The sequence below is a fragment of the Phytopseudomonas flavescens genome, assembly GCF_900100535.1.
In the GTDB taxonomy this organism is placed as follows: Bacteria; Pseudomonadota; Gammaproteobacteria; order Pseudomonadales; family Pseudomonadaceae; genus Aquipseudomonas; species Aquipseudomonas flavescens.
In genome coordinates, this window is the sequence record NZ_FNDG01000015.1 from 17,570 (window position 1) to 36,844 (window position 19,275).

Consider the following 19,275-nt stretch of genomic DNA (forward strand, 5'->3'; position numbering starts at 1 on the left):
CGACGTCGCCTCATGGCCTCGCGTTAGCGTCTGTTGACGTTTCACCCCCGCCCGCGCCGGATCCCGTTTTGCCCCGAAACAAGGCACGAGCCGCGACGTTTAGCTGGCTAAATGAGCCGGCGAGAAACAGCTGCTGGTGCCGGCGCCGTGCTTTTCATCATGCCGCGACATCCAGATAAATATCAGTCGAAAGGTATGTTCCATCAAGCAAGCTGACTATTTGCTAAGGTAATAAACATGAACGCTGAAATCGCCGCTGATCTGATCGATGCAAGACTTCTGGGTACAGATTCTATTCCGGTAAAAATACGGACCAAGGTCGAAGTTTCTGAAGAAGAAGTCGCCGAGTTATTTGCAGCCATTGATTTTATAATTAGCGACTGCAGTGGGAAAGATGTTATTCCTAAAAAGATAGCGCTGGCGTTCGTCGACATATATGCCAACTTTAGCATCTCGAATGGCTTTTATAATGAAAGCGAAACTCAACGATACGAAGATATCGGAATGGCTCTGCAAGAAAAAGCATATGAGCTATTTGAATAAGCAGTGTACAGCTTAGCCGTTGACTGGATTGATCTTGATCGGTTTACGCCTAAGGCTGAGCGTTGTCGAGCGCTGGATCAACGATGGTGGGCATTTTCGATTACAGGTATGAATTTACACAGCGCATGTCGTGGGGAGTCGATGTACTCGGGCGTGAACTGGAGATTCATTGCACCAAGACCGGCGCGTCTCCTCTGGCCTTGATTACGGCGGATTCGAGAGATTATCTCCCGCCGCAAGTCGCATCTGAACGATGTAAGGCGGCCCTTGAAACGCGCATGATCGAGGGTGTTATCACGCAACGTGAACGAGTAGTTGTCAAGGCCAATTGTAAGAGAGCATTTGCAGGCGTTCGTATCTTTCTATGAAAGCGATGCCTTTACGACGCTCTTGGCTATCGCGTGATCCGCGAAGTCGTCGAGGGGGCGAGCGCACCCCTGGAGATGGCTCACCAACTGGCGGTTGATCATGGCAGTCGCGCAGGCTGGACGACACTTTCCCGTCCACCGTCCACCGTCCACCGTCCACCGCTCGCAAGTGGCAATGCGGGATGAAAACAGCGTCGGCTAAGCGCCCCGATCCACCCGGTATGCTGATGTCGGCTTTGAACCTGTGGGAGCGGCCCGCGGATCATGCGCTCCCACAGTCTCTTGGCCCGCTCAGATATCCAGTACCAGGCGTGGGCTTTTCGCACGTGAGCAGCAGGGCGTGAACTGGTCGTTGGCGGCCTGTTCGTCCTCGGTGAGAAACAGGTCACGGTGGTCCGGCTCACCGTCCAGGACGCGGGTCAGACAGGTGCCGCAGATGCCTTGCTCGCAGGACACCGGAATCTCCACGCCGATGCCGCGCAGCACCTCCACCACACTGATTCCTTCCGGTACCTGCAGCACATCACCGCTGCTGGCCAGCTGAATCTCGAAGCCTTCCTGAGGCTGGTCAGCGCTTTCGGCGCTGAAGTATTCGCGGTGCAGGTTGTCGCCGGCCCAGCCCAGGTTGCGGGCGCTGTCGAGCACATGCTCCATGAAGCCACCGGGGCCGCACACGTACAGGTGGGTTGTCGCCTGCGGCGCGCCGATCAGCGCTGCGCTATCCGGGCGTTTACCGGGGTCGCCTTCATCGAAGTGCAGGTGCACGCGGTCGGCGAACGGCGATTGCCGCAAGCGTTCGACGAATGCGGCCTGCTGCGCCGAGCGAGCGAAGTAGTGCAGGGTGAAATCGCCACCGGTATGGCTGAGGCGTTCGGCCATGCAGAGGATCGGGGTAATGCCGATGCCGCCAGCCATCAGCAGGTGGCGGCTGGCATCGTGCTGCAGCGGGAACAGATTGCGCGGCTCGCTGATGCTCAGCCTGACACCTTGCTGCAAGCCATGCATGGCTCTGGATCCACCGCGGGAATCGGCACTTTGCAACACGGCGATCTGGTAGCGGTGACGCTCTTCAGGATGGTTGCACAGCGAGTACTGGCGTATCAGCCCATCCGGCAGGTGCACGTCGATATGGGCGCCGGCACTGAAGGCCGGCAGAGGGGCATCATCTTCACGGGCCAGGTCGAAACTGAGAATGTCCTGGGCCTGCTGCTCGATGGATTTGACGACGACGTCGATCATGATGGTTCTCTCACGAAAATTCGCTCCGCTCCCCACATCGGTGGCGAGCGCTACGGGCGGACGAAGTCTCAGCCGACCTGGCGGACGTCGATCTTCTCGGCGACAGTGGCCTGTTCCTCGTTGATCAGGCGTTCGATGATGCGCCGCGATTGCACGCCGCCGGCGTCGATATTGAGCTTGAGCAGCTGGCGCTCGGGCTGCCAGAGCAGGTTGCGCTGCTGCAGCTCGAGCATCTCCAGGTCTTCGCTGAAGATCTTGCCCTGGCCTTCGCGAATGCTGTCGGTGAGGGCCTGGTCCTCGGGCTTGAAGCTGCGCGCCATGCCCCAGAAGTACCAGATAGAGGTATCGCTCTCGGGGGTGATGAAGTCCACCACCACGCTGGCCGCCTTGGCGTGCGCCGGTGCCTGGTAGCCGCCATGGCCAGCATGAGCCACACCGACTTCGATCATCACGTGGCTGGGCGGGCTGAAGCGGCAGATCTGCCAGCGGTCCACCGGTACATCGTCGGCCAGGCCGTTGCCACGCAGCGCCATGCGCCAGAAAGGCGGGGCCATGATGTTTTCCATATGGCGGCTGGTGATCACTTCATCGCCCTCCACCTTGGTGACGGGCGGCGCTTCGTCGATTTCCTTCTGGCCGATGCTCGAGGCGTGCACGTAGGTCTCGTGGGTCAGGTCCATCAGGTTGTCGATCATCAGGCGGTAGTCGCAGTGGATGTGAAACAGCCCACCGCCGTATGCCCAGTCGGGGTTTTCCGCCCATTCCAGATGGTGGATGGTGGCCGGATCGGCTTGCTCCTGGTCGCCCGTCCATACCCAGATGAAACCGTAGCGTTCCACGGTCGCGAAGCGGCGGATGCCGGGGAAGCCCCGAACGCGCTGGCCGGGCATGGCCACGGTCTTGCCTTCGCAACCCATCTCCAGGCCGTGGTAGCCGCAGATCAGGTTGCCGTTCTCCACATAGCCGAGCGACAGCGGCGCACCGCGGTGCGGGCAGAAATCTTCGAGCGCCACGACCTGCGCATCGGCGCCTCGATAGAAGACGATCTTTTCTCCGCAGATCTGCCGGCCGAGGGGCTTGTCGGCGATCTCGTCAGGGGTGCATGCGACATACCAGGCATTTTTCGGGTACATGAGTGACCTCTGTTCTTGTTGGTGTTATTGGATCCAATGGTTGATTTTTAAACAGCCTAATGTCAATGGTCATTCGGAAAAATAGTTAACAAAACAAACTGTCCGATCATCGCACGCAATATTCAGGTCGGCCAGGCAGTCCGGGTACCCGGTTTTCGGGCATGGCATCGATTCAGGGCCGTCGCAGGGTTTTTTCAGGCAGTTTCCATGGATTGAGAGTTGGATCCATTTCTGCGAGTTTGCTGTTCAGTTGTCCCCCATAAAAACAATCAAGGGTTTGCGCTGATGAACCATCCTTTCTCCGTTCTGGACGTCGCTGCCGTGAGCCGCCTCCGCTCGCCGATACCCGCATGTCACCCGCGGGCGTTCTCCATCGCCGATGCGGGAGGTGCGCGATGAGCGATCTCAGGCAGGTCGTCGACCAGGGCCCGATGCGTGGCTTCCAATGGGTCGCCATCGGGGTGTGCATCGTCCTCAACATGATCGACGGCTTCGATGTGCTGGTGATGGCCTTCACGGCATCGTCGGTGGCTGCGCAGTGGCAGCTCAGCGGTGCCGAGATCGGCCTGCTGCTCAGCGCCGGGCTGCTCGGCATGGCGGCCGGTTCGCTGTTCATCGCGCCCTGGGCGGATCGCATCGGCCGGCGCCCGCTGATCCTGCTGTGTCTGGTGGTTTCCGGCACCGGTATGCTGCTCTCGGCGCTGAGCCAGACGCCCAGCCAGCTGGCGCTGCTGCGCGGGCTCACTGGCTTGGGCATCGGCGGTATCCTGGCCAGCAGCAACGTGATCGCCAGCGAGTACGCCTGCAAGCGCTGGCGCGGTCTGGCGGTCAGCCTGCAGTCCACCGGCTATGCGCTGGGCGCCACCCTCGGCGGCCTGCTGGCGGTGTGGTTGCTGTCGCAATGGGGCTGGCGTTCGGTGTTCTTCGCGGGTGGCCTGATGACCTTCGCGGCCATTCCACTGGTGTTGCTGTGGCTACCCGAATCCCTGGATTTCCTGCTGTCCAAGCGGCCGGCGAAGGCACTGGTACGGGTCAACGCGCTGGCGGTTCGCCTGGGGCAGCCGAGCCTGGCGGCATTGCCGCCGTTGCCGGTGGGCGAGCAGGGCGGGGGCGGATCCTTCGCACGCCTGTTCGACCCTGAGCAGCGGCGCAGCACGTTGCTCATCTGGGTGCTGTTCTTCCTGGTGATGTTCGGTTTCTACTTCATCATGAGCTGGACGCCCAAGCTGCTCACCTCGTCGGGCCTGTCTGTGCAGCAGGGCGTAACGGGTGGTGTATTGCTGAGCATCGGCGGGATCTTCGGGGCGGCATTGCTCGGCCTGCTGTCGGCACGTTTTTCCCTGGCCCGGGTGCTGGCGGCATTCATGCTGATCACGGCGGTGATGCTGGTGGTGTTCACCGGCGTCGGCTCGTCGTTCACCGCCGCCCTGGGCATGGGGCTGCTGATCGGCCTGTTTTCCAACGGTTGCGTGGCGGGCCTGTACGCGCTGTCGCCGCTGATCTACGGCGCCTCGGTGCGTGCCACTGGCGTGGGCTGGGCGATCGGCGTCGGCCGAGGTGGCGCGATCCTGTCGCCCACCGTGGCCGGTTTCATGCTCGATGGCGGCTGGCAGCCGTTGCAACTGTACACCTGGTTCGCCCTGGTGTTCGTCGTCGCGGCGCTGTTGCTGCTGACCTTGTTGCCGGTTGGCAAGGCGCGGGCGTTGAAGCCCGCCCCGACTCACCAGAGCGCCAGGCTGTAGTCGATGATCAGGCGCGTCTGGTTCTCGTCGCGAAATGCCGCGCCGGCGGCGAAGTCGTTGCGATAGATCGAGTGCCGTGCCTTCAGCCCGATGCCCTTGAAGGTGCCGCTCTGGATCACGTAGCCGATCTCCATCTGCAGCTCGCGCTCCTTGAGGTCGGCACCGCCCAGGGTCGGCAGCTCGATATTGTCGCCGCGCAGGTAGCGCAGGCGGCTCTTCAGGCCAGGAATGCCGGCCGCCGCGAAGTCGTAGTCAAGGATCGCCTGCCAGGTGCGCTCCCTGGGATTGAGGAAGTCCGAGCTCATCGCCATTTCGCTGATCACCATGGATTCGGTACCGGAGATATAGGGCTTGGCGGTATCGCCGCTCTGGTGCATGTAGCCCAGGGTGAAACGGTGGCCATCGAGGGCGTAGGCGAACTGCGCGGCGACGTTACGGTTGTCCACCTTGCCGGCCCGGGCGCTGCCGTCTTCGTTGCTGATGAAGGCGCGCAGGTCGCTGTTCAGCACGCCACGGCCCATCGGCAGCTCGTGCAGCAGGCCGAGGTATTGCTGGCGGTACAGATCGGCGACGGTGGTGTGATAGGCGCGCAGCTTCAGGCCTTTGCCAAGCTGATAGTCGCCACCGAGAAAGGCCGCGTGGGAGCTTTCTGCGCTCGGGTTGAAACGCCGGTTCGGCGAGGCCACCGTCATCGCCTGGTAGTTGCTGGAGTCGCGGCGGTTGATGCGGTCGAGGTAGCCGGCATGCAGGGTCAGGTCGTCGATGTCCGCGGACTGCAGATAGGTGCCGCGAAAGCTCTGGGGCAGCAGCCGTGCCGGGCTGGCGACGATGGAGGGCAGGAAGGGCGACACATCGCCGACCTTCAGCACGCTCTTGCCGGCGCGCAGCTTCGCCGTCGGCGCCAGGCGTGAGTACTCGTCGGCTGCCCGTCCACTGCTGGCGGAAACCGGCAGCAGCTCGGTGCCGCTGCGCCCGGGCGAGGAGTCCAGCTTCACGCCCAGCAAGCCGGTGACGTCCAGGCCGAGGCCCACAGCGCCCGGGGTGTAGCCAGACTCCATTTTCAGGATGAAGCCCTGGGCCCATTCGCGGGCTGCCGACTTGGCGCCATCGTCCTTGTAGTCGCGATCCATGTAGTAGTTGCGAGTGGTCAGTTTGGCGCTGCTGTCTGCGACGAACCCCTCGGCCAGGGCATGGCTGGCCAGCATGGCAGGGGCCAGCAGCAGGCCCAGTAGCGAGCCACGGCGAAAGGAGAGGGAGTCGTGCGCCCGGTGGTTGTGCATGTCATTGTCCTTTTATTGTTGTTCTTCGCCCCGCCGATGCTGGCGGTGGATGCAGCGCTGTTCACGCTGCAGTGCGGCGAGAATGGAAAGGCAATGGCAGGTGGTCAATGTGCTTTGCTCGATAATCGAACATTAAAATAATTAATTATTTTATTTGTTAATTAATATCCTTGGCTAAGTGATTGATACGCCTCGTTTATCATTGAATCAGGCCGTCAGACTGAATTACTTTCGTTATCCATTATCTTTGTTAATCTTTTTCAAGGTTCGCGGGTCGGTCTGTCGCGAGCGCCTACAACAACAATAAAATCGAGGGTTACCCATGGATACGTCATCGCGTCGCTCGACGCTGACCGTCACGCTGTGTTTCATCGTCGCGCTCATCGAAGGGCTGGATCTGCAGTCGGCAGGTATCGCTGCCGCCGGAATTCGCCAGGCCTTCGAACTCGATCAGAAAATGCTGGGCTGGGTGTTCAGTGCCAGCATCATCGGCCTGCTGCCCGGCGCCTTCTTCGGCGGCTGGCTGGCCGATCGCATCGGTCGCAAGCGCGTGCTGATCGGTGCAGTGGTCATCTTCGGCATCTTCTCCTTGTGGACGGCCTACGTCGGCAGTGTCAATGCGCTGCTGCTGGCGCGCTTGATGACCGGCCTGGGCCTTGGTGCGGCATTGCCCAACCTGATCGCGCTGTGTGCCGAGGCCGTCGACGAGCGGCGTCGCGGTACGGCCATCAGCATCATGTACTGCGGTGTTCCTCTGGGTGGTGCGATCGCTGCGGTGGTCGGCATGCTCGGTGGTGAAAGCTGGCAGGCGGTGTTCATCGTCGGCGGCGTGGCGCCTTTGCTGGTGGCGCCCCTGCTGATGGCGCTGCTGCCCGAGTCCCGGGATTTCCATGAACAGCGTCAGCATGCGGCGCCGGTTCGCGAGTCCACCTTGCACGCGCTGTTCGGCGAGAACCGTGCGAGCGCGACGCTGGCCCTGTGGGTCAGCTACTTCTTCACCCTCACCGTGATGTACATGCTGCTCAACTGGCTGCCTTCGCTACTGCTCGAGCAGGGATTCAGCAAGTCCCAGGCCGGCAGCATCCAGATGCTGTTCAATATCGGCGGCGCATTGGGATCGTTGCTGGGCGGGGTGTTGCTGGATCGCCGTGGGCGTACCGGCGTGGTGCTGTTGGTCTACGGCGGCCTGCTGGCATCCCTGGCCGGCCTGGGGCTGGCTTCGGGCATGCTGGCTATGGCGATCGCCGGGTTCGCCGCCGGGCTGTTCGTCATTGCCGCGCAACTGGTGCTGTATGCATTGGCGCCGCCGGCCTACCCGACGGTGGTACGTGCTACCGGGGTTGGCGCGGCGGTGGCCGTCGGGCGCCTGGGCTCGGTATCCGGTCCCCTGGTGGCCGGACAGATCCTGGCCGCTGGCGCGGGTACGGCCGGGGTGCTGCTGGCGGCGTCGCCGGGGCTGGTGATCGCGGCGCTGGTGGTGCTGGGCATGAGCCGGCGGGCCGTCGCCCGGCAGGCCGATACCCGGGCGGCCTGAACCGCCGGGGTGCCGGCAAGAAAGGCCAGGCAATAAAAAACCCGCCGAAGCGGGTTTTTGTTTGACCAATGCCAACATCCTGTCGGCTGCCATCCTGGCTATGGTCACATCATCCTTGATCCTGAGCACCTCCTGTGCTGCAGGTATGGGTGTAGATTACGGGGGCGCCCCCTCCGGGGACAGAGCCAATCCCCCTGACATCGTGTAAGCCTTTTGCCATAGCGCGGGGTTTCCTGCGCCTTCGTCGCGGCGCGCTGACCGGCACGCTTAGGCCGATCACCAGAGTTTCCGGGTATAGCCGACGATCAGACGATTCTCGTCCAGGTCCTGGGTCAGGCCGTTGCCCGAGCGGAAGGTGACGTTGCGCCAGCGCAGATTGACGCCCTTGAGCGGCCCGCTCTGGACGATGTAGCCAATGTCGGTGTCGCGTTCCCACTCACGGCCGTCGCGTACCGCGCCGCTGTGGATATCGCTGCCGGCGACATAGCGGGTCATGAACGACAGGCCGGGAATGCCCATGCCGGCGAAGTCGTACTCGTAGCGCAACTGCCAGGATTTTTCGTTGATCTTGGTGAAGGGGTTGAAGGTCACCAGATTGGCCACGTAGGGCGTACCCGTGTCGATCACCGGGAACACGCTGTCTCCCGATAGACGCTGGAAACCGGCTGCGAAACGCTGGAAGCCGACGCTCAGGGTGAACAGGCCGTTGACGTTGCGGTTGTCGATCTTGCCCGCCTTGCCGGCGCCGATGTCGCGGCTGTCGAAGTAGCGCAGATCGGTTTTCAGGCTCATGTCGTCGCTCAGCGGCAGGGTATGCACCAGACCGGCGAACTGCTGGCGGTAGATATCGTCCAGTTCGCCATGGTGATAGCGCAGGGTCAGGTTCCTGTTCAGTTGATAGTCGCCGCCGAGCATGTCCAGGTGCGAGCTGCTTTGCCCGGCATAGCTGACGTCATCGTTGCCCGATGAGTCGCGGCCATTGGCGTGGGTCAGGCGACCGGCTGTGAAGGTCAGCTTGTCGATTTCCCGAGAGGTGAGCAGGGCGCCGGTGAAGGTCGATGGCAGCAGGCGGGTGTCGCTGTAGTAAGCCAGCGGCAGCACCGGCATCAGGGTGCCGATGCGCAGTTCGCTGTCCGACAGGCGCAGCTTGCCGGTCAGGCCCAGCTCGCTGTAATCGTCGACCGGCTCCTGGCTGCTCGGCCCGAATGGCAGCAGTCCGCTGCCGCGCCGTTCGCGGCTGGAGTCGAGCTTGATGCCCAGTTCGGCGAGGGCGTCGACGCCAAAGCCGATGCGCCCCTCGCTATAACCGGAGTTGAATTCGGCGATGAACCCCTGGGTCCATTCTTCGGCCTTGGACTGGGCGGCAGCGCTTTGCCGGAAATCACGGTTCAGGTAGAAGTTGCGGGTAGTCACGCTGGCCGTGCTGTCTTCGATGAAGTCGGCGTTGGCCGCCAGCGTGGTTGCTAGCAGCGTGGCGGTGGCAAGGCACGAGGCTGGGCGTGAAAGCGTCATGTTCCTGATCATTGTTGTGGGTCTCCAGGACATTCATAGGGGACGAATCGCGGGCGTGAGCGCCCCCGGCCGCGCAATCGGTGCGCGGTTGGGAGGGCTGTGGCGGGTTGCTGCCGGGCAAGGCCGGCGTCAGCTCAGGTCTGTGAAGCTGCCGACAGCGGGGGAGCGGGTGGTTGCTTGTCGACGATGCGCCCGACGATGAATGCGCACAGCGCCAGTACAGCGGGGCAGATGGCCAGAATCAGGAAGCTCTTGACCACCGGCAGGCCACTATTGAGGACGTAGGCACCCAGCAGTGGGCCGAGGATCGAGCCGATCTTGGCGATCGATGTGGCCCAGCCAGCACCATTGGCGCGGATGGCGCTGGGGTAGAAGATCCCGGCGATGCTGAGGATGCCGTAATGGCTACCCTTGACGAACACCGCACCGACCATGCTGAGAATCAGGAAGGCGCTGCCCTGCATGCCGGTGATGCCGAGCACCAGCAGGAACGGCAGGGCCAGCAACGGATAGATCATCACCGCGTAGGGGCCGCGGGTATCGACGAAGCGCATCATCGCCAGGCCCGCCATGGCGCCGGCGAACGAGGCGATCGAACTGACCCACGACGCGGTGGCCCGGTCGAAGCCGGCGTAGGTGTAGACCAGCGGGCTCCACGAGGCGAGGAAGTACATGGCCATGGAACTGGCTGAGTAGCCTATCCAGATCATCGGCGTGATCCACTTCAGTTTGCCGATGAACAGCTGGCCGACGCGAAAATTCCTGGTGCCCACGTCGATCTCGTCGAGTAGCACGAAGCGGTCATCGGGGCGCACGTCGAAACCGGGATCCAGGCGCTTGAGAATGCGCGCGATCTTTTCCGGCTCGCGACGCTTGGTGGTCAGGAAACGCACCGACTCGGGCAGGGTGAACAGCAGCAACGCGCTGGCCAGCAGCGTCAGCAGGCCGCCGAAGATGAACACGCCCTGCCAGCCGATGTGCGGTGCCAGCCACACGGTCAGCGGGCCGGCCATGGCGCTGCCGAGGCTGAAGCCGACCATGATGATGGTCACTACCGTCGAGCGGTAGCGCTTGGGCACGAATTCGATGTTCAGCGCCCAGCACAACGGCAGCATCGCGCCCAGGGCGAAGCCGTTGCAGAAGCGCAGCACCATCAGTGACGCGTAGCTGTCGGCCAGGGCGAACAGCAGGGTCAGGACGCCGAAGGACACGGTGGAAAAGATGATGGTCGGGCGGCGGCCGATGCGGTCCCCCAGGTACCCGAAGAAGAACCCGCCGAGCATCATGCCGAACAGGCCGACGGAGAAGATCTCGCCGAGCTGGAGCTTGTCCAGGCCGACTTCGTCGGCGATGTAGGAGGCGGTGTGCGACAGCACCAGCAGGTCGAAGCCGTCGAGAAAGGTGATCAGCACCGACACTGCGATCACCACGTAGTTGAAGCGGGTCAGCTTGCGCCCCTCGATCAGGGCGGCGACATCGATGGTGCGTGGGTTTGTCATTGTTGTTCTCCACAGCGCTGCGATTTTCTTGTTGTAAGACCCGGCAGCCAGGCCGCCGGGTGCCAGCCGTTACTGCAGGTTGAAACTCAGGCGTTCGCCAAGGGCGGCCGCCGCAACGTCAGCGACCCTGCCCCGTGGGCCTGCCAGGTCGAGGGCATGCGCGGCCGCGGCGCCCATGGCGATGCAGGGGCCCATGACCCGTATGCTCGACAACGCAGCCGCATCGGCGTCCACGCAGCGTCCGGCGACCACCAGGTTGTCGCTGCCTTCCGGCAGCAGGCTGCGCAGCGGCACGCTGTGCACATGATCATCGGCGAACGGCTCCCACTGGTAGCCACCTGCATCGCCGTGCAGTTCCACCGGCCAGGAGGTCTGCGCCACGGCGTCGGCGAAGCGGGTCGCCGCCCGCACTTCGTCGGTGCTCAGATGGTGCTGGCCGACTATCCAGCGGGTCTGGCGGATGCCTGGCAGGGCGTAGGCACGAACCCGTGCCTGGCCATACACCTCGGGGTATTCGGTTTTCAGGAAGGCGATCACCTTGTCCACCTGCTGGCGTCCCTCGATGGCCACGTGGGACGCGGCGACGGGGTCCAGGGGCGTCTCGATATGGGTCATGTTGAAGGCCGCCGTACCCCGCCCGGGGAACTGGAAGAACAGGCCGTCGTCACGCTCGATGCCATAGTCCCTGGCTCGACTCTTGACTCGCTCGGTGAACGCTTCGCGGCTCGGCAGGTGGGTTTCGTCGATATGCTCCATGACGAACATCTGCGTGCCGTAGATTGGCGTGTCGGGTTCGCGGCAGGCAAAGCCGGCATTCCAGGTCAGCGCGGCATCGCCACTGGCATCGATGAAACCGTCGGCATCGACGTGCACATCGCCATAGCGGGTGGCCAGCTGTACCTGGCAGACCCGGTTGCCTTCACGCACCACATCGCGCAGCACCGCACCGAGTACCACGGTGATGCCGGCGTCGAGGATCTGCTGGCCGATCCAGCGGCCCAGGGCCACTTCGTCGTAGTAGACCACGGTGGTCAGCGGGCCGACCTTGTGGTGCAGGTCACCGCTGGCACCGAGGTCGTGCAGGATGCCGTCGGCGATACCGTGGGTCAGCTGTCGGCGGTTCGGGCCGTTCGAGAACAGCCCGCAGAAGGTGCCGATGATCGAGCCGACAGCCTGGCCGCCAAGCATCGGCAGGGCGTCGAACAGCACCACACGCTTGCCCAGACGGGCCGCTTCGAGGGCGGCCGATACACCGGAAATACCGGCGCCAGCGATGCAGATGTCGGCCTTCAGGCGCTGGGCCTGGGGGGCGTTGTCACGGCGAACCGTGCGAATGATATGAGCCATGGGTATCTACTCTTGCGCTGAAAGAAGTGCGGCCGAGCCCGTCACCTGGCCAGTGCAGGTGGTGACAAGGGCTGACGGGTGGGGTGGCGGCGGAGCTTCAGGGCTCCGGGCTGGCACCTTGTGGTGCCTGGGGTGTTCGCTGGGGACTGCGCTGGCGCGGGGTGACCTCCACGGTACCGGCGTCGGCATCTACCCGTACCCAGTCGCCGGTGCGGATGCGCCACAGGGGGTCGTCGTCGAATTCGGTCAGTGCCGGTGCGTGTACCACCACGGCGCCGAGGGCCATCTTCGCGGTCATCTCGTTGAACAGCAGGGCGCCTGGAGCCATCCCGGCGAGGCGTGCTATATGGAACTGCGACGACCACCCCGAGGAGCCTTTGGCGCCGGGGAACACCAGTACCTTGCCGGCGAAGCTGATGCCCCTGAGTTCATGGCGGGTCTCGATCACGGTGCCACTGCGCGGGTCGATGCCACCCCAGCCGGATATGCGATCACGGGTTACCAGGGCCTCGCCCTCGAAGACCCCGCCGACCACCCTGCGGCCCTTGAGCGTGAATGAATCGGTCATTGCAGCACGCCTCTCCAGCGGCCTTCGATGGCTGCCTGTACACAGTCGGCCGTGCTGCCGAACCAGGCTTCGATGCCCATGATCGCCGGCAGGTAGTGGGCCTGTTTGGCCGAGTCCACTGCCGCCACTCGGGTACCTTTGGGGATCACCTTGCCGATGGCCGAGCAGGTGTCGGTCATCAGGTGGCCGCCAGCCGCTTCGATGATGCGCGTGTAGCCGGCCTGATCGGCGAGGTGCCTGATCGACGCCGCCGTGAATATCCACAGCTCGGTGTTGGCGCTCAGGCGCTGGCCTTCGAGCAACTGGCAGACCTCCCAGATCTGCTCCAGGCTGTAGTGTGGGCAGCCGAGCATGACGAAATCCACCTCGGCGTTGCGCGCGGTGATGTTGACCTGCTCGTAGGCCCAGCGCCGCTCCGCCTCGCCGAAGTGCAGCACGGACTCGATCTGGCTGGTGCCGAAGGCTTCCTCGCGGGTGCGGGCTTCCGGGGTGACACCGACCAGGTGATACATCTCCACCCCGCCGCTGGAGGCGGCCGCCGCGCCGAAGTGCTTGAGCCGTGCCAGATTGGGCTGGTGGCTCAGGCCCTCGATCACCGGGATACGGTCCTGCACCTGTTCGCCCACCCAGTAGCCGAGCAGGCCCCAGTCGGCAGTGCTGCTGACGTCGATGTCGAGCTGGATCAGGTGGTTGCCACGGCGGTTGTCATCGATATGCAGGCCCCAGTAGGGAATCTTGCCGGTGAGCATGGCCGCCCCGGTGCTTTCTCGGCCCTCGGCGTTGCTGCGGGCGCCGAGCACCGCGTTGATGTAGATCACCGCCGAAGATTCCATCCAGGCGCAGTGCTCGCCCTTCACCGGCACGTTGCCGACCTGATAGGGCGTGCAGGTGTTGAGTGGCTGCACGCCCAGGCCGCTGCTATAGGCCTGGCCCCGTTCGTAGAGGCGTAGCACATCCTCGCCGACGCCTTGCCGGGCCGCCTGCCTGGGGTCGATGCCCTGCTGCAGGTGGCTGCTGAATACCTTGACCCTGGGTATCTGCACGACCTGCGCACTATCCAGATTGAACTCGCTGAACACCGCATCCATGCCGCCGTGACGGTCGCCGTACTGACGCAGGAAGGGCGTCGTGGCGCCGATGGTGCCGGCGACGTTGTGGGTATCCACCAGGCACTCGGCACCCAGGGCTTCGCCGTAGCGCACCAGCAGGTCCATGGCCTTGCTCACCGCCGGACCTTCGGCGCCGTCGAGCATGGCTTTTTCATCGTCGCGCAGTCTCATTGTCCGCCCTCCCGGCGATCGCTGATAGCCACAGGCTTGATCAGCACGGCGCCATGTTCCATGCCCTTGACCGCGCCCCGATAGATATCCAGCCAGCCGCCGCCGAACTGCGCCGGCTGGGCCTGCCAGCGTTCGCCGCGGGCCTGCAGCTCGGCGGGTTCGATCCGTGCGTCGAGGCGGTTGTCGTCCAGATCGATGTCGATGATGTCGCCATCGATCACCAGTGCCAGGGGGCCGCCGACGGCCGATTCCGGAGCCACTTCGGCCACTACCAGACCCTTGCAGACCAGGCCGGAGAGGTGCCCGTCGGTAAGCATCGCCACCTTGTCACCGAGACCGGCGCCATCGATGGCGAACACCACCCGCGATGCGCCGCCCCCCATGGCCGGGCCGCCGCGTACTCCGGCACCGCGCATCACCAGCACATGGCCGGGCTGGATGCGCCCGTCCTGCAAGGCCGCGATGGCATCGGCAGCGCGTTCGAAACAGATGGCCGGACCACTGAAACGGCGCATCTTGCTCGGGTCGATGCCGTATTTGACGATACCGGCCTGGGGCGCGATGTTGCCGCGCAGCATGACGATCGCCGGCTGGGTGGCGAACGGTCGCTGCAGTGGCCGGATCACCTGATCGTCGGCGACGGTCACCTCTCTCAGGTTGTCGCTCAGGGTCTTGCCGGTGACGGTCAAGGCGTTGCCATGCAGCAGCGGCTCGAGGCGCTTGAGCAAGGCGCGGCCACCGCCAGCCGCCTCCATCTGTTCGATGCTGTGCTCGCCCATGGGCCTCACGCCGACCAGCACCGGTACCCGGTTGCCCAGTTCGCGGAACAGGCCGTAGACGTCGACATCGATGCCTCCCTCCGCGGCCACTGCCTGCAGGTGCTTGATGCAATTCACCGAGCCGCCGGCGGCCAGCACCACGCTGACCGCATTGGCGAAGGCGCCTGGGCTGAGAATGTCGCGCGGCTTGAGGTCCTCTTCGACCATGGCCACGATGCGTTGCCCGGCCTGGCGCACGAAGTCGAACATCTTCGGGCTGTTGGCGGCGATCGGCGAACTGCCCGGCAGGGCCATGCCCAGTGCTTCGCAGACCAGATGCATGGAGTTGGCCGTGCCCATGCCCGAACACACGCCCGGGCCCTTGATGGCATTGCGCGCCATGCCCACCAGTTCCTCCACCGGCAGTTTGCCGGTGACCGCGTGCATGGAACCGATGAAGACGTCTTCGATATCGACGTGGCGGCCGTTGTATTCACCGCTGGGCTGGTAGCCGCAAACCACCACCAGTGTCGGGATGTTCAGGCGCGCGGCGGCCATCAACTGACCGGGCACCGTCTTGTCGCAAGAGGCCAGGCAGATCATGCCGTCGAGCTGGGCACCTTCGACCGCCACCTCGATGTCATTGGTGATCAGATCGCGGGCTGCCAGCATGTAGGCGCCGCCAGCGCCGGCACCGGTGATGAAGTCGCTCGGTGCAGCGGTACGAATCTCGAAGGGCAGGGCACCCGCGTCCCGGATCGATCGCTTGATCTCGGCGGCGATGCCATCCAGATGGCTGAAGCAGATGGCCAGGTTGGACGAGGAGTTGACGATGGCGATCTTCGGCTTCTCCAGTTCGCTCTCGTCGATCCCCAGGGCCCGCCACTGGGCGGCGCGTACCGCCCACAGGTAGGAACCATAGGGAAAGTTGCTGCGTAGCTTTCTGGGCATTGGGTGCTCCGTTTTTTCTTATTGTTGACGGCCAGGCCGTGGTTCACGGGTGTCTTGTGGCGAGTCTAGGGGTGGGCCTAGAATCCGCAAACCTAATTTCGCTTATATGTGAAATCCAAAATATGGATATCAAAGATGTCGACCTCAACCTGCTGAAGATCTTCGATGCCCTGCGCCGCAAGCAGAGCGTGACCCAGGCCGGAGATCTCATGGGGCTCAGCCAGCCGGCCATGAGCTTCGCTTTGTCCAAGCTGCGTATCCTGTTCGACGACCCGCTGTTCGTGCGCACGTCACGGGGCATGCAGCCCACGGCAAGGGCTCTGCAGATCGCCGAGCCGGTGCAGCGCATCCTCGAACTGGTGAGCAGCGAGGTGCTGCCTTCTTCGGGCTTCGTTGCCGAGTATTCCGAGCGCAAGCTGGTGCTGTGCATGTCCGACATCGGCGAAATGGTGTTCCTGCCACGCCTGATGCGGGTGCTCGACGAACGTGCGCCGGGGCTGCGCATCCGGACCCTGGCGCTGTCCTCCGAGCAACTGGAGGAGGGGCTGGACGCTGGCGACGTGGACGCGGCCATCGGCTACTTCCCGCGTCTGCTCAACTCATCGATTCGCAACCGCGCGTTGTACAGCCACAGCTTCGTGTGCATCGTTCGTGAGGATCATCCGCAGATCGGCGAGCGTTTGAGTGCCGAGCAGTATCAGGCTGCCGATCACGTTGCGGTGCAGGCCGACGGCCGTGGCATGGGCGTGCTGGATCGCGAGCTGGCCATGCGTGGGGTGACCCGGCGAGTGCGCTTCAGCCTGCCGCGTTTCATGGGCGTGCCGTTTCTGGTGGCCGAGTCCGACATGATCGCCACGGTGCCCCTGGCCGTGGGTCGACGGTTCGCCGAGATCGCCCGGGTACGCCTGGTGGCGCTGCCCTGGGACATCACCGGCTACGACATCCACCTGCACTGGCACACCCGCTTTCATCACGATCCGGCCAACCGCTGGTTACGCGAAACCCTGGCCGACCTGCTGGCTGACTTCCCGGCGCGCAGTCCGCTGCAGCGATTTGATGATCCTGATTAATAGTTAATTGACATAACTATTTTTCAGGGCTAGCTTCTGCTCATCGACAACAGACAACAAGAGAGCAATTCGATGAGCACGTACGAAGGCCGCTGGCAAACCGTCAAGGTCGATGTCGAAGAAGGCATCGCCTGGGTCACCCTCAATCGTCCTGAAAAACGCAACGCCATGAGCCCGACCCTCAATCGCGAGATGGTCGAGATTCTCGAGGTGCTGGAACAGGATGCCGAGGCTCGCGTGCTGGTGCTTACCGGTGCCGGCGAGTCTTGGACCGCGGGCATGGACCTCAAGGAATACTTCCGCGAAGTGGACGCTGGCCCGGAAATCCTCCAGGAGAAGATCCGTCGCGAAGCCTCGCAATGGCAATGGCGCCTGCTGCGCTTTTACGCCAAGCCGACCATTGCCATGGTCAATGGCTGGTGCTTCGGAGGCGGTTTCAGCCCGCTGGTGGCCTGTGACCTGGCGATCTGCGCCGACGAAGCCACCTTCGGTCTGTCGGAGATCAACTGGGGCATCCCGCCGGGCAATCTGGTGAGCAAGGCGATGGCCGACACCGTGGGCCATCGTCAGTCGCTGTACTACATCATGACCGGCAAGACCTTCGGGGGTCAGAAAGCCGCCGAGATGGGGCTGGTCAACGAGAGCGTGCCGCTGGCGCAGCTGCGTGAAACCACCCTGGAGCTGGCGCGCAACCTGCTGGAGAAGAACCCGGTGGTGCTGCGCGCGGCCAAGCATGGCTTCAAGCGCTGCCGCGAGCTGACCTGGGAGCAGAACGAAGATTACCTGTACGCCAAGCTCGATCAGTCGCGTCTGCTCGACGAGGAGGGTGGCCGCGAGCAGGGCATGAAGCAGTTCCTCGACGACAAGAGCATCAAGCCCGGCCTGCAGGCCTACAAGCGCTGATCGCTGTGCCTTGCTTCATGTGGCGCTGGCGACAGCGCCGCAGGGCTGCCGACACAGGCAGCTCCCGATAAAGACAATAAGAGGAATCATCATGCTGGACGTGCCCCTGCTGATCGGCGGCCAATCGTGCCCCGCCGGTGATGGACGAACCTTCGAGCGCCGCAACCCGGTGACCGGTGACGTGGTTTCGCGTGTCGCTGCCGCCACGCTGGAGGATGCCGACGCGGCGGTTGCCGCGGCCCAGGCTGCCTTTCCCGCCTGGGCTGCGCTGGCGCCCAACGAGCGGCGTACACGCCTGCTCAAGGCGGCCGAGCAGATGCAGGCACGGGCCGGCGAGTTCATCGCCGCCGCCGGGGAAACCGGGGCGATGGCCAACTGGTACGGTTTCAACGTGCACCTGGCGTCCAACATGCTGCGCGAGGCGGCGTCGCTGACCACGCAGATCAACGGCGAGGTGATCCCCTCCGACGTCCCCGGCAGTTTCGCCATGGCCTTGCGGCAACCCTGTGGCGTGGTGCTTGGCATCGCGCCCTGGAACGCGCCGGTGATTCTCGCCACCCGCGCCATCGCCATGCCGCTGGCCTGCGGCAACAGCGTGGTGCTCAAGGCATCCGAGCTGAGCCCGGCGGTGCATCGGCTGATCGGCCAGGTGCTGCAGGATGCCGGCCTGGGTGATGGCGTGGTCAACGTGATCAGCAACGCGCCGGCCGATGCCGCGGCGATCGTCGAGCGGCTGATCGCCAACCCGGCGGTGCGACGGGTCAACTTCACCGGCTCGACCAAGGTCGGGCGCATCGTCGGTGAGCTCTCGGCACGTCACCTCAAGCCGGCGCTGCTGGAACTCGGTGGCAAGGCTCCCTTGCTGGTGCTCGATGACGCCGATCTGGATGCCGCCGTCGACGCCGCGGCGTTCGGTGCCTACTTCAACCAGGGGCAGATCTGCATGTCCACCGAACGGCTGCTGGTGGATGCCCGGGTTGCCGATGCCTTCGTGGCCAGGCTGGCCGAGAAGATCGCCACCTTGCGTGCCGGTGACCCGGCCGACGGCACGTCGGTGCTGGGTTCGCTGGTCGACGTGTCGGCAGGCGAGCGTATCAAGGCATTGGTCGACGATGCCGTCAGCAAGGGCGCGCGCCTGGTCGCGGGCGGTCAGGTCGAAGGCAGCATCATGCAGGCCACGCTGCTCGACGGGGTCACCCCGGCGATGCGTCTGTATGCCGAAGAGTCCTTTGGCCCGGTTGCCGTGGTGCTACGCGGTGACGGCGACGAGGATCTGCTGCGCCTGGCCAACGACTCCGAGTTCGGGCTGTCGGCGGCGATCTTCAGCCGTGACACCAGCCGAGCGCTGGCGCTGGCGCAGCGCGTCGAGTCGGGCATCTGCCACATCAATGGGCCGACCGTGCACGACGAGGCGCAAATGCCCTTCGGTGGCGTCAAGTCCAGCGGCTACGGCAGCTTCGGCGGCAGATCGGCGATCGAGCAGTTCACCCAACTGCGCTGGGTCACCCTGCAGAACGGCCCGCGGCACTATCCCATTTAGCCGCGGCC

The 19,275-nt window shown here is 63.9% G+C and carries 16 protein-coding genes; 7 read left to right on the forward strand and 9 right to left on the reverse strand.

Going from position 1 to position 19,275, the window contains the following annotated elements; all coding sequences use genetic code 11:
- The first annotated feature begins 237 nt into the window (after positions 1-237).
- Positions 238-543, forward strand: a complete 306-nt coding sequence (locus tag BLR94_RS18120; protein ID WP_084307517.1) for a hypothetical protein — start codon at positions 238-240, stop codon at positions 541-543.
- Positions 544-1,202: 659 nt separating this feature from the next.
- Here BLR94_RS18120 and BLR94_RS18125 read toward each other — a convergent pair.
- Entirely contained in the window at positions 1,203-2,150 is a 948-nt protein-coding gene (locus tag BLR94_RS18125) for a PDR/VanB family oxidoreductase (RefSeq protein WP_084307515.1), read from the reverse strand.
- 68 nt (positions 2,151-2,218) lie between these two features.
- Positions 2,219-3,283 (reverse strand): aromatic ring-hydroxylating dioxygenase subunit alpha, encoded by a 1,065-nt coding sequence (locus BLR94_RS18130; RefSeq protein WP_084307514.1) that lies wholly within the window; start codon positions 3,281-3,283, stop codon positions 2,219-2,221.
- Positions 3,284-3,678: 395 nt separating this feature from the next.
- On the opposite strand from BLR94_RS18130, the gene BLR94_RS18135 reads away from it, so the two are divergent.
- Entirely contained in the window at positions 3,679-5,025 is a 1,347-nt protein-coding gene (locus BLR94_RS18135; RefSeq protein WP_084307513.1) for an MFS transporter, read from the forward strand.
- On the opposite strand, the gene BLR94_RS18140 is transcribed toward BLR94_RS18135, so the two are convergent.
- Positions 5,004-6,305: an OprD family porin gene (locus tag BLR94_RS18140; protein WP_084307512.1), complete on the reverse strand. Its 1,302-nt coding sequence runs from the start codon at positions 6,303-6,305 to the stop codon at positions 5,004-5,006. The genes BLR94_RS18135 and BLR94_RS18140 overlap by 22 nt on opposite strands.
- Here BLR94_RS18140 and BLR94_RS27540 point away from each other — a divergent pair.
- Together BLR94_RS27540 and mhpT are read left to right on the forward strand one after the other, a co-directional pair.
- The gene (locus tag BLR94_RS27540; RefSeq protein WP_167359776.1) at positions 6,285-6,446 is read left to right on the forward strand and encodes a hypothetical protein; all 162 of its coding nucleotides are present in this window, start codon (positions 6,285-6,287) and stop codon (positions 6,444-6,446) included. The two genes, BLR94_RS18140 and BLR94_RS27540, sit on opposite strands and share 21 nt — an antisense overlap.
- Positions 6,447-6,627: 181 nt before the next feature.
- A complete protein-coding gene (mhpT, locus tag BLR94_RS18145; RefSeq protein WP_084307511.1) occupies positions 6,628-7,839 on the forward strand; it encodes a 3-(3-hydroxy-phenyl)propionate transporter MhpT in 1,212 nt (403 codons plus the stop codon).
- 276 nt (positions 7,840-8,115) lie between these two features.
- Here mhpT and BLR94_RS18150 read toward each other — a convergent pair whose 3' ends face one another.
- From BLR94_RS18150 to ilvD, 6 genes are all read right to left on the reverse strand, one after another.
- The gene (locus BLR94_RS18150) at positions 8,116-9,351 is read right to left on the reverse strand and encodes an OprD family porin (protein ID WP_084307538.1); all 1,236 of its coding nucleotides are present in this window, start codon (positions 9,349-9,351) and stop codon (positions 8,116-8,118) included.
- A gap of 134 nt (positions 9,352-9,485) precedes the next feature.
- Complete coding sequence (locus BLR94_RS18155) at positions 9,486-10,850, reverse strand: MFS transporter (RefSeq protein WP_084307510.1); 1,365 nt, start codon at positions 10,848-10,850, stop codon at positions 9,486-9,488.
- Positions 10,851-10,919: 69 nt separating this feature from the next.
- Positions 10,920-12,197: an FAD-dependent oxidoreductase gene (locus tag BLR94_RS18160; RefSeq protein ID WP_084307509.1), complete on the reverse strand. Its 1,278-nt coding sequence runs from the start codon at positions 12,195-12,197 to the stop codon at positions 10,920-10,922.
- 97 nt (positions 12,198-12,294) lie between these two features.
- Positions 12,295-12,765 carry an aconitase X swivel domain-containing protein gene (locus BLR94_RS18165; protein WP_084307508.1) on the reverse strand — a complete coding sequence of 157 codons (471 nt, stop codon included), beginning with the start codon at positions 12,763-12,765 and terminating at the stop codon, positions 12,295-12,297.
- Positions 12,762-14,045, reverse strand: a complete 1,284-nt coding sequence (locus BLR94_RS18170; RefSeq protein WP_084307507.1) for an aconitase X — start codon at positions 14,043-14,045, stop codon at positions 12,762-12,764. Before BLR94_RS18170 ends, BLR94_RS18165 begins: the two co-directional genes overlap by 4 nt.
- Positions 14,042-15,754 carry a dihydroxy-acid dehydratase gene (ilvD, locus tag BLR94_RS18175; protein ID WP_084307506.1) on the reverse strand — a complete coding sequence of 571 codons (1,713 nt, stop codon included), beginning with the start codon at positions 15,752-15,754 and terminating at the stop codon, positions 14,042-14,044. Before ilvD ends, BLR94_RS18170 begins: the two co-directional genes overlap by 4 nt.
- 122 nt (positions 15,755-15,876) lie before the next feature.
- Here ilvD and BLR94_RS18180 point away from each other — a divergent pair, with 122 nt between their 5' ends.
- The 3 genes from BLR94_RS18180 (at position 15,877) to BLR94_RS18190 (ending at position 19,267) form a co-directional block, all read left to right on the forward strand.
- Positions 15,877-16,824, forward strand: a complete 948-nt coding sequence (locus BLR94_RS18180) for a LysR family transcriptional regulator (protein WP_084307505.1) — start codon at positions 15,877-15,879, stop codon at positions 16,822-16,824.
- A 72-nt stretch (positions 16,825-16,896) separates the two neighbouring features.
- Complete coding sequence (locus BLR94_RS18185; protein ID WP_084307504.1) at positions 16,897-17,727, forward strand: p-hydroxycinnamoyl CoA hydratase/lyase; 831 nt, start codon at positions 16,897-16,899, stop codon at positions 17,725-17,727.
- A gap of 91 nt (positions 17,728-17,818) precedes the next feature.
- The gene (locus tag BLR94_RS18190) at positions 17,819-19,267 is read left to right on the forward strand and encodes an aldehyde dehydrogenase (RefSeq protein WP_084307503.1); all 1,449 of its coding nucleotides are present in this window, start codon (positions 17,819-17,821) and stop codon (positions 19,265-19,267) included.
- Positions 19,268-19,275: the final 8 nt, after the last annotated feature.